This is a genomic window from Faecalimonas sp. LCP19S3_D12 (assembly GCF_052121495.1).
Lineage (GTDB): Bacteria > Bacillota > Clostridia > Lachnospirales > Lachnospiraceae > Faecalimonas.
Genome location: NZ_JBQKED010000073.1, coordinates 1 through 7,475, shown reverse-complemented (window position 1 = coordinate 7,475; position 7,475 = coordinate 1). Strand labels below are relative to the sequence as shown.

Here is a 7,475-nt window from a genome sequence, read left to right as displayed (position 1 = left end):
CATCGAATGGTAGGAGGTTTTAAACAATCCACAGTATCTCCAACAGTATAGCATATAGACCTTGGAGAGGGTCTATAAACACTACTACTTTATAATACGAGGAGAATTTAATATGAGTGAAAACAAAAAACTGAACGAACAGATTGCACAGGATTTTTACAACAACTTCAAAGGAAAACTTGAGGACGAGAAACTGGATCAGATGGTGCAGGAAATCAAATGCACCGAAAACAAGTACCACACACAGGGGTCTTTGATCTGTGCGGTTTTCTATTTCCGTGTGACGGTTGGCGGTTATGACGATGTGAAAAAGCAGTTCACCGGAAATGGCGGCGGCGGTGGTTTGCCCGGCGCACAGGCTTTGATCGGAGACCTTTATACAAGTGATCTGGAAAGATTGTACCGTGATACGGACAGCTTTCAATTTACTGTTACCCCGGTATATACAAGCGTCCTGTTCTTTGATAAGAGTTCCCGTCTGCTGGGACACTATCAGGCGGGGGCGGTTTCTACTCCGACCGGCGGTATTGGTGGTGGTAAAGGGAGCTGGAAATAAATGAAATATGAGGGACTTAACATTATGAAAAAACGATTTTTAGCCGCGCTGCTCTGCCTGTGCCTGCTGGTGGGGCTGGTGCCGGGCATGGGCACGACGGCTTTTGCCGCAGGCAGCTACAATATCGGCGACATCGTGACCTTTGCCGGGCATGACTGGTACATCATCGGCACCGAAAGCGATGGCGTCACCGCCCCGTCCGGCTGCTACACCCTGTTTGCCAAAAACAACGACTTTGGCTCTACCGCGTTCCGAACAAGCACAAACGGTGGAAATAGGGAAAACAGTGAGGCATACAACTACAAAGACAGCGACCTGCAAAAGAAGTTGGAGGAAATCGCAAACGGTACTCTGTCAGCGTATAAAAATGACATCGTTCCCCGTGCCACATTGGATCAAATCAAAGGCGAGCCAGTGACCAATCAGTTTTTGTGGCCGATCGGCAGCACTTTGGATAAAATAAATGCCATTAAGATTGAAGGAGAAGCTACTCTGATCGACACATCCATCCGTCAATTTGAAGAAATCTACTGGGGGCGTACAGGTCAATACAATAATATCTCTAATCCTCCCCGGCATACAGTGACTGCCTATAACACGGATGGAAGTGAGCGGTGGGAAAGAATATCTGGCGCATTGGGCGGAAATGATGCATCTACGGCTACCAATGAGTTTGCCATTCGCCCTGCCCTGTATGTGAAAGCCGAGGCGCTGCCGGAAAAGGTTGAGGGAATCCAGGTGGCCTTCGGCGGCCAGTGGTGGTATGTGGTGGGCCAGGGAGAAAAGGGCTCTGTGCCCGGCCCGGAGAACACCGTCACCCTGTTTGAAAATCCGCGGGAATCCATGGGCGCCCAAGTCATCCCGGCGCAAACTAGCTCGCAAAACTATCTTGGCAGCGATTTGCAACAAAAAATGGCAGATTTTAGCTCCAATCTTAATTTGGCCGGCAAAGAAAGTTCCCTCATCGTTCCCCGCACTCTCACTTCCGCGGACGGGATCAGCGGTGAAACGGCGCATGATCAGCCGTTTTGGCCTCTTTCCAAAGACGAAGCGGACAGAACCGACGTCGAGATTCTTAAGAGTGAACTTTATGATGATGTGACATTTGCAAGATTTTATTGGCTGCGTACGACATGTGATACTACGAGTTGGACTACTGTCTATGCTGTGCAGGGAGATACTGGCGATGTGACGAGTAGTTTCGCCTCGTATTATAATGGTGTGCGCCCAGCCTTCTATCTGGACATTTCCGATGCGTTCTACCTTGCAAAAGATGCCAAAAGGGTAACGATTGGCGGCAACCCCTACCCGTTGGTGCTGGAAGGCTTTGAGGAATATAAATATACCGTTTTTGACGACAGCCTGAAACTGTCCGTGACCGCCGATCCCACACAGGCGGCCCAGACCGGCGAAACCCTCTCCTTTGGCTATGTTGCCAACACCGGCGAAAATCAGTACCTTTCCTGCGTGCTGACCCCGGACGGCAGCACGGACGTTCTCTATTACAACAAGCTGGTCGAACTGAGCGATACCGCCGCCAGCGGCACGGTCAATATTCCTCTGACCGGCGTTTCGGATGGGAACTACACTCTGCGGCTCTATACGGAGCAGGAAAACAATAGAAGCACCGACTTTGCCAGCCGCACGGTGGACGTTAAGATTACTGCGAAAGACGGCACAGCGTCCATCCGTGATCTGGGTAACATTCAGCTGGTGGGCGATTCCGGCGGTCAGGACGGGCGCGAGGTAGAACTGCGGAACAACGGCACACAAATTCAATGGAAATACACAGACGAGCCGGACACCGCCTGGCGTGATCTTGTGGCGCTGGATGCTATCACCGGCGGCGACGGCGCAGACGGTGCCGACGGCAGAGAAGTGGAACTGCAAGTAGCCAATGGCTATATCCAGTGGCGATACACCACCGGCGCAGACACCGATTGGAAAAACCTGATGCCCCTTTCCGACCTGAAAGGCGAGGACGGTGAAGATGGCCGCGAGGTAGAACTGAAAAACGACGGCAGCAGCATCCTTTGGCGCTATGTGGGCGAGGGCGATGACGCATGGCGGCCTTTGGTTGACCTCTCCGATATTACCGGCTCCGACGGTGCCGACGGCAAACAGGTGGAGCTTCGCGTGGAGGGCGGCTACATCCAATGGAAATATGACGCCGACAGCGACTGGCAAAACCTGATTGCCCTGTCTGCCCTGCAAGGTATCAAAGGCGACAAGGGTGACAAGGGCGACCCCGGCGAGGATGGCGATACCCCCTACATAGGCGACAACGGCAACTGGTGGATCGGCGGCGTTGACACCGGCATCAAGGCCGAGGGAAGCGACGGCTCGGACGGTTCCGATGGCTCCGATGGTAAAGACGGTCAGGACGGAAAGGATGGCCTGACCCCGTATATCGGCAGCAACGGCAACTGGTGGATTGGAACCACCGATACCGGCATTAAAGCCGCAGGCGTCAATGGCGCAGACGGCAAAGACGGTAAAGATGGTATCAACGGTAAAGACGGAGCCAACGGCAAGAATGGTGCGAACGGTAAAGACGGCGCGGACGGCGTTGGAATTGCCGACATCAAGCTGAACGAAAATGGTGAGCTGATCGTCACCCTCACCGATGGAACCGAGAAAAATCTCGGCAAGGTAAAGGGCGAGGACGGCGTTGGTATCTCCGGCGTTTCCATCAATGAAAACGGCGAGCTGATCGTTACCCTCACCGACGGGACAGAACTCAACGCCGGTGCTGTTCCCACCGCCGCAGCCGGGGATTCCAACCTAAAAACCATTGTCTATGTTTCGATGGGAACCGCCGGTATTTCTCTGGCTGGATTGATTGGCCTGCTGGCTTTCCTGCTGACAAAGCGCAAAAGCCTGATTGGGAAGTAAACTGGGCGGGCCACCTCTGGACAAAGTGTCCAGAGGTTGAAAGGAATGAGGTCATAGAGCGTTATTGATGAAGTAAATAGTTACAAAACCCTGCCCCGCCTGACGGGGAAAGAAAAAAACCGTTGCGGGGCAGGTGATTTTGTGCGCACAAAAGAGAGTTTCAGACAGAGCGGCGGTTTTGAAGTCATTTCAAGACCGCCGCTTTTTAGAGATATGGCGGCATTGAGGAGGTAGTGCCGTGTTTTCGTCCTCTGTCTGTACTACTCTTGCCATAAAACAGGAGCGGCCTTTGAACAAGGGCGAATAGATGCGCTCCTATCCCATTATGAACTAAGTCGCGTTTTCAAAAGATGCGTCCAGGTGGCTTTATGCCATTTGGACGCATTTTGCTTTTCTCCCTGGACACTGTGTCCAGAGGTGCGGGGTGGCTCCCCAGGGTGCCGCTCCCCGCCAGCCCTCCATTTTGTTTCCGATCAACCCATCAACCGAAACAAAATGGAGGACAAGCTATGACAACGATCAATCTGAAAGATTTTTATTATTGGTACTTAACGGACGAGCTGGTGGAGGTGCCTGACGAGGTAGCCGAGGAACTCATGGCCAGCAAGCGGCGCGAGGCCGCCCATGCGGAACGGGTGCGCTACAACAAGGCTTATTATTCCCTGGATTGTGACGATGGGATCGAATACTCCGCCTGCCTGCACGAGCCCAGCCCCCAGGAGCTCATGGATCGCAAGGAGCTGTTTTTCCGGCTGTGGAACGCCCTCAACTCCCTGCCGGAGATCCAGGGCCGCCGGGTGGACGCTCATTTGATTCTTGGAAAGAGCTACCGTCAGATCGCCCGCGAGGAGGGAGTGGACAAGAGCGCCGTCCGCTGCTCTGTGAAATGCGGGATTGACCGCATGAAAAAATATTTGCGAAAAAATTTCTAAGTTACCATCTCCATTTACCCCTCTTTTTCTGGTGGTATGTGAGAGGAAGTTCTCTCCGCAAAGGAGGCGCGGGGGCCGCAGGCCGCCGCCCCCTTTGTGGGGGAGCGCCGCTGCCGAGTATGGCTGTCTTATGACGGGGCAAGAAAATGAGCGCGGCGCTCCTAAAGCACACTAAACCTCTGGACATTTTGTCCAGAGGTGCAGACGGACAAGGGCCAGCACTTTTGCGGTGCTGGCCCTTGTTGTTTCCAACATTCTGTTTCTATATCGTATGGGAGGGATTTTATGCAGGCGCAGGTCAAATATGAAAGTGAAATCAAAACGGCTGTTCTTGGGGATCGGACGATCACCGTCAAAAATCTCACCCCCGTTTTTTCCCCGCAGGAACAGGACAAGCAGAGCCGTGAGGTTGAGCGGCGGCTGTTTGACGTGTTCCGCAAGTATGCCGGGCAGCGGGGGTAGGCCGGAGTCATCCTTGTTGTATGGGGGCGTAAGAGGTATAATATAATTGTAGGTTGGCTCCCAACAAACAGAAAGGGAGCTAATTATGGATAATAGAATTGATGCAATTTACGGGCGGCAGTCGATTGACAAAAAGGACAGTATCAGCATTGAAAGTCAATTTGAATTTTGCCGCTACGAACTTAAAGGCGGTGAGGCAAAGGAATACAAAGACAAAGGGTATTCCGGCAAGAACATTGAGCGCCCCGACTTCCAGCGGCTCTTGCAGGACATCCGGCTGGGTCTGATCAAGCGGGTGATCGTCTATAAGCTGGATCGGATCAGCCGCTCGATTGTGGACTTTGCAAAGCTCATGGAGCTGTTCAAGCAATACGATGTGGAGTTTGTTTCCTGTACGGAAAAATTTGATACTTCCACCCCAATGGGCCGGGCGATGCTCAACATCTGCATTGTCTTTGCCCAACTGGAACGCGAAAGCATCCAGATGCGTGTGCAGGACGCTTTCTATTCCCGGTGTGCCAAAGGCTACTATATGCGGGGCCGGACGCCATACGGCTTTGATACCGAGCCCATCGTTATGGACGGGATCAAGACAAAGAAGCTGGTGGAAAATGCGGAAATGGATTTTGCCGAGCTCATGTTTCAAATGTATGCGGAGCCGGGCAATTCCTACGGCGATATAACCCGGTACTTTGTCAAACACTCCATCAAGGTCTATGACAAGGCGCTGCAACGGGCCTTTATCTCTAAACTGCTGAGAAACCCCGTTTATGTCCAGGCTGATATGGACATCTACGAATACTTCAAGGCCCAGGGCGTAAAAATCGAAAGTCCCCCGGAAATGTTCACAGGGGACAATAGCTGTTATCTCTATCAGGGGCGCGAGGGCGAGGAACAAATCCTTGTGATTGCCCCACACCAGGGCCGTATTTCTTCCCAGCTCTGGCTGACTGTCCAGCGCAAGCTGTCACAGAACACCTCTTTCCAGAATGGCCGTAAATGCCATAATACCTGGCTGGCCGGGAAAATCAAGTGTGGGCGCTGTGGCTATGCGCTGGCAGCTCTGAGAGCCCAAAATGGCGTTACCTACCTGCGGTGCAAGCAGCGGGCCGAAAACGGGAGCTGTGAGGGAGCCGGTACACTAACGGCACAAAGCATGGAGACATTTGTGTACGGCGAGATGGTTAAGAAAATGCAGAAATTCCACACGCTGAAAGGCGGAAAGGAACAAAGCTATAACCCGAAACTGACCGCTGCCCGCGTTGCCCTTGCAAAGACAGAAAGCGAGATTGAGAAACTTCTGGACACTTTGTCCGGGGCAAACCCGCTGCTCCTGCAATACGCAAATAACCGTATTGAGGAACTGGACGCGGAACGTCAAAAGCAGCTCCGGCTGGTTGCAGACCTCACCGCTAATTCCGTTTCCGCTTCACAGATTGACAGCATTACGGGCTATCTGGATGATTGGGAGTCCGTAAGTTTTGACGATAAGCGCAAGGTGGTTGATATTCTCATATCACAAATTGACGCTACCAGTGAGAGTGTTACAATCCACTGGAAGATCTAAAACCTTTTCACTTGGCATTATGCCTTTGTAAAAAATAGTTTTTATATTTTTAATTTCAATTGCCATAAGTTCCTCCTCATCCGACTGCCGGCTGATTTCTCTTGAATTCCAGCTCTTCGATATCCGGCGCATCATTTGGAATCGCCAGTCTTTTTTCAACATACTTTGAAATCTGCTCCAGAATAAATGTAACAAACCAATAAATAACTGCAAGCGCAACATAAGCCTCAAAATATCTGAAATCCCTTCCGCCTAATATTTTCGCCTGTGCTGTCATTTCCACAACCGCACAGGTAAATGCAAGTGACGTTCCTTTAATCAATCCGATAAAGGAATTGATCAAGGACGGAAACGCAACTGTTAATGCCTCCGGAATCACAATTCTTCTAAGTGTCTGCCAGGTTGTCATACCCATTGCATGACAAGCTTCCACCTGTCCCTGTCCCACAGAATTTAACGCACCTCTTATGATTTCCGCATTGAAGGCAGATTCATTTAATGCCAATGCAATAAATGCATAGATTATAGAAGGAACCCCGTTTACGTTATATTCCGTTCCAAACTGAAGATTAACAGCCTTCAGGATGAGTGGAATTCCAAAATAGGTAACATAGAGCTGGACAATGATAGGTGTTCCTCGAATGATTGAAATAAAAATACTTGCTATTTGTTTCAATACCGGAATTTCATTCTTTTTCACCAAAGCTATCGCCAATCCGAAGACAAGGCTGACTGCAAATGAGACAATCGCCAACTCCATCGTAACAGGCAGATAGACTAATATTTTGGGTATTTCAGATAATACAATACTTATGTCAAATAATTTACTCATGTGAACCCCTTCCCTGCACATTATTGTGCTAACATGATTTATACCAGCACAATTTGAAAATTTTTAATTTAATGTTTTCTCAAACTGTGTATCATCCGGAGAAGTATCTTTTCCAAACCACCTCGTATTATAAAGTAGTAGTGTTTATAGACCCTCTCCAAGGTCTATATGCTATACTGTTGGAGATACTGTGGATTGTTTAAAACCTCCTACCATTCGATGGTTTACGAA

Annotated in this window: 6 protein-coding genes; 5 read left to right on the top strand and 1 reads right to left on the bottom strand. The window is 50.5% G+C overall.

Annotated features, from left to right (window positions below; all coding sequences use genetic code 11):
- Window positions 1-112 precede the first annotated feature (112 nt).
- From ACTQXY_RS14725 to ACTQXY_RS14705, 5 genes are all read left to right on the top strand, one after another.
- Window positions 113-556 carry a VapA/VapB family virulence-associated protein gene (locus ACTQXY_RS14725; protein ID WP_441660094.1) on the top strand — a complete coding sequence of 148 codons (444 nt, stop codon included), beginning with the start codon at window positions 113-115 and terminating at the stop codon, window positions 554-556.
- Complete coding sequence (locus tag ACTQXY_RS14720) at window positions 557-3,451, top strand: hypothetical protein (RefSeq protein WP_441660093.1); 2,895 nt, start codon at window positions 557-559, stop codon at window positions 3,449-3,451. It begins immediately after the preceding gene.
- A gap of 509 nt (window positions 3,452-3,960) precedes the next feature.
- Window positions 3,961-4,383 (top strand): sigma-70 RNA polymerase sigma factor region 4 domain-containing protein, encoded by a 423-nt coding sequence (locus tag ACTQXY_RS14715; RefSeq protein ID WP_441657194.1) that lies wholly within the window; start codon window positions 3,961-3,963, stop codon window positions 4,381-4,383.
- Window positions 4,384-4,668: 285 nt separating this feature from the next.
- Window positions 4,669-4,845, top strand: coding sequence for a hypothetical protein (locus ACTQXY_RS14710; protein WP_441657193.1), 177 nt, complete (start codon window positions 4,669-4,671; stop codon window positions 4,843-4,845).
- 85 nt (window positions 4,846-4,930) lie between these two features.
- Complete coding sequence (locus tag ACTQXY_RS14705; RefSeq protein ID WP_441657192.1) at window positions 4,931-6,412, top strand: recombinase family protein; 1,482 nt, start codon at window positions 4,931-4,933, stop codon at window positions 6,410-6,412.
- Window positions 6,413-6,488: 76 nt separating this feature from the next.
- Here the strand turns inward: ACTQXY_RS14705 and ACTQXY_RS14700 are convergent, their stop codons facing one another.
- Window positions 6,489-7,244 (bottom strand): ABC transporter permease subunit, encoded by a 756-nt coding sequence (locus tag ACTQXY_RS14700; RefSeq protein WP_441660092.1) that lies wholly within the window; start codon window positions 7,242-7,244, stop codon window positions 6,489-6,491.
- Between the last annotated feature and the right edge of the window lie 231 nt (window positions 7,245-7,475).